The organism is Anaeromyxobacter sp. SG66 (assembly GCF_022690805.1).
Taxonomy (GTDB): Bacteria; Myxococcota; Myxococcia; order Myxococcales; family Anaeromyxobacteraceae; genus Anaeromyxobacter; species Anaeromyxobacter soli.
In genome coordinates this window covers 1-1,955 of record NZ_JALCZC010000219.1, presented here as the reverse complement: position 1 = coordinate 1,955, position 1,955 = coordinate 1, and the positions used below count along the sequence as shown (strand labels likewise).

3 protein-coding genes are annotated in these 1,955 nt (G+C 80.0%); all 3 read right to left on the bottom strand.

The window, feature by feature from the left end:
* A partial coding sequence (locus MNZ39_RS23955; RefSeq protein WP_242341591.1) for a hypothetical protein occupies positions 1 to 238 on the bottom strand: 238 nt, incomplete at its 3' end.
* Complete coding sequence (locus tag MNZ39_RS23950) at positions 235 to 1,539, bottom strand: FliI/YscN family ATPase (RefSeq protein ID WP_242341590.1); 1,305 nt, start codon at positions 1,537 to 1,539, stop codon at positions 235 to 237. The genes MNZ39_RS23950 and MNZ39_RS23955, both read right to left, overlap by 4 nt.
* The coding region (locus MNZ39_RS23945) for a FliH/SctL family protein (RefSeq protein WP_242341589.1) at positions 1,536 to 1,955 on the bottom strand (420 nt) is incomplete at its 5' end. The genes MNZ39_RS23945 and MNZ39_RS23950, both read right to left, overlap by 4 nt.

The window sequence follows — 1,955 nt, the reverse complement described above, 5'->3', positions numbered from 1 at the left end:
GGAGCCGCGCCGAGTGGCCGGCCGCCGTCTGCAGCGTCGCGGCCGGCGCAGCCACGCCGGTGGGGACGCCGCTCGCGCTCGCCCGCCGGGAGACGTCGTCGAGGAGCGCCCTCTGCTCGTCCCGCTCCCTGCGGGCGCGGCCCTCCTCCGCGAGCGCCGCGGCCAGCGCCGCGCGCGCCGCCTCCTCCTCGCGCTCGCGCAGCCCGAGCAGCGCCGCGAGGGGGTAGGCGTCCGTCACCGGACGAGCTCCTCGAGCCGGGCGCGGGTCCGCTCGGGCTCCTCCGCCTCGCCGGCGCCCTGCCGCAGGAACGCCTCGATGGCGGGGAGCCGCTCGAGGGCGGCGTCGGTGTCCGCGTCCGAGCCGGGCGCGTACGCCCCGAGCGCGATGAGGTCGCGATGACGCTCGTGGGCGGCCAGGAGCGCGCGCAGCCGGTCCGCCGCGGCGCGGTGCGCCGGGGTGGTGACGGCGGGCATGACGCGCGAGAGGCTCCGGAGGACGTCGATCGCGGGGTAGCGCCCGGCGGCGGCGAGCCGCGCGTCGAGCACGACGTGGCCGTCGAGGATCCCGCGCACCTCGTCGGCGATGGGCTCGTCGAGATCCCCGCCCGCGACGAGGACGGTGTAGAGGGCGGTGATGCCGCCCTCGGCCCGGTTCCCGGTGCGCTCGAGGAGACGCGGCAGCGCGGCGAAGACGCTCGGCGGGTAGCCGTGGCGCGCGGGGGGCTCGCCGGCCGCGAGGCCCACCTCGCGCTGGGCGCGCGCATAGCGCGTGAGCGAGTCGAGCATGAAGAGCACGCGCCGGCCGCGGTCCGCGAACCACTCCGCGATGGCCGTCGCGACGTGGGCGGCCTTGAGCCGCTCGAGGGCGGGCGCGTCGCTCGTCGCCGCGACGACGACGCTCCGCGCGAGCCCCTCCGGCCCGAGCGCCTCCTCGACGAAGTCCCGCACCTCGCGGCCGCGCTCCCCGACCAGGCAGATGACGGACAGCTCCGCCCGCGTGTTGCGGGCGATCTGGCCGAGCAGGGTCGACTTGCCGACGCCGGCGCCGGCGAAGATCCCGACGCGCTGCCCCTCGCCGATCGTGAGGAGCCCGTCGATCGCGCGGACCCCGAGCGCGAGCGGCGCGGTGATCCGGCGGCGCGTGAGCGGGGCCGGCGCCGCGCGCTCCACGGCCCACTCCGCGAGCCCGGCCGGCGGCGGCGCCCCGTCGATCGGCCTGCCCAGCCCGTCGAGGACGCGCCCGAGCAGCGCGTCGCCGGCGCGGATCGCGAGCGGTCGCCCGGTGGGGAGGATCTCGCTGTCCGCGCCGAGCCCGGCGGGATCGCCGAGCGGGAGCAGCACCGCGCGGTCGTCGCGGAACCCGACCACCTCGGCGAGGAGCGGCGGGCGGCCCGGAGTGTGGATCTCGACCGCCTCCCCCTGCCTCACGCCCGCGGCCTCGGCCTCGACGACGAGGCCCACGAGGCGGGTCACGCGGCCCCGCAACCGGAGCGGCGCGGCCCGGTCGAGCGCCTCGCGCACGCGGCCGGGGTCCGTCACCGCCCGTCGTCCTCGAGCGCCCGCGCGAGCGCGGCGAGCTGCGTCTCGACGCGGGCGTCCACCCGCCCCGCCTCGGTCTCGACCACCGCGTCGCCCCGGGCGAGCGCCGCGTCCTCGCGCACCGTGAGCCCCGGCGCCCGCGCGAGCACCGCCGCGAGCCGGCCGGCAGCGGTGCGGATGGCCTCCGCGTCGCCCGGGTTCACCCGCAGCGTCACCTCGCGGCGATCGCGCGCGGCCGCCAGCGCGCGCGCCGCGAGATCGGCGACGGCGCCGGGATCGTGAGAGAGCTCGCGCCCGAGGATCGTCCGCGCCACGTCGACCGCGACGGCCGAGACCTCGCGCTCGGCGAGGGCGAGCCGGCGATCGCGCGCGGCCGCCGCCGCGGCCAGCGTCGCCGCGGCGCGGGCGAGCCCCTC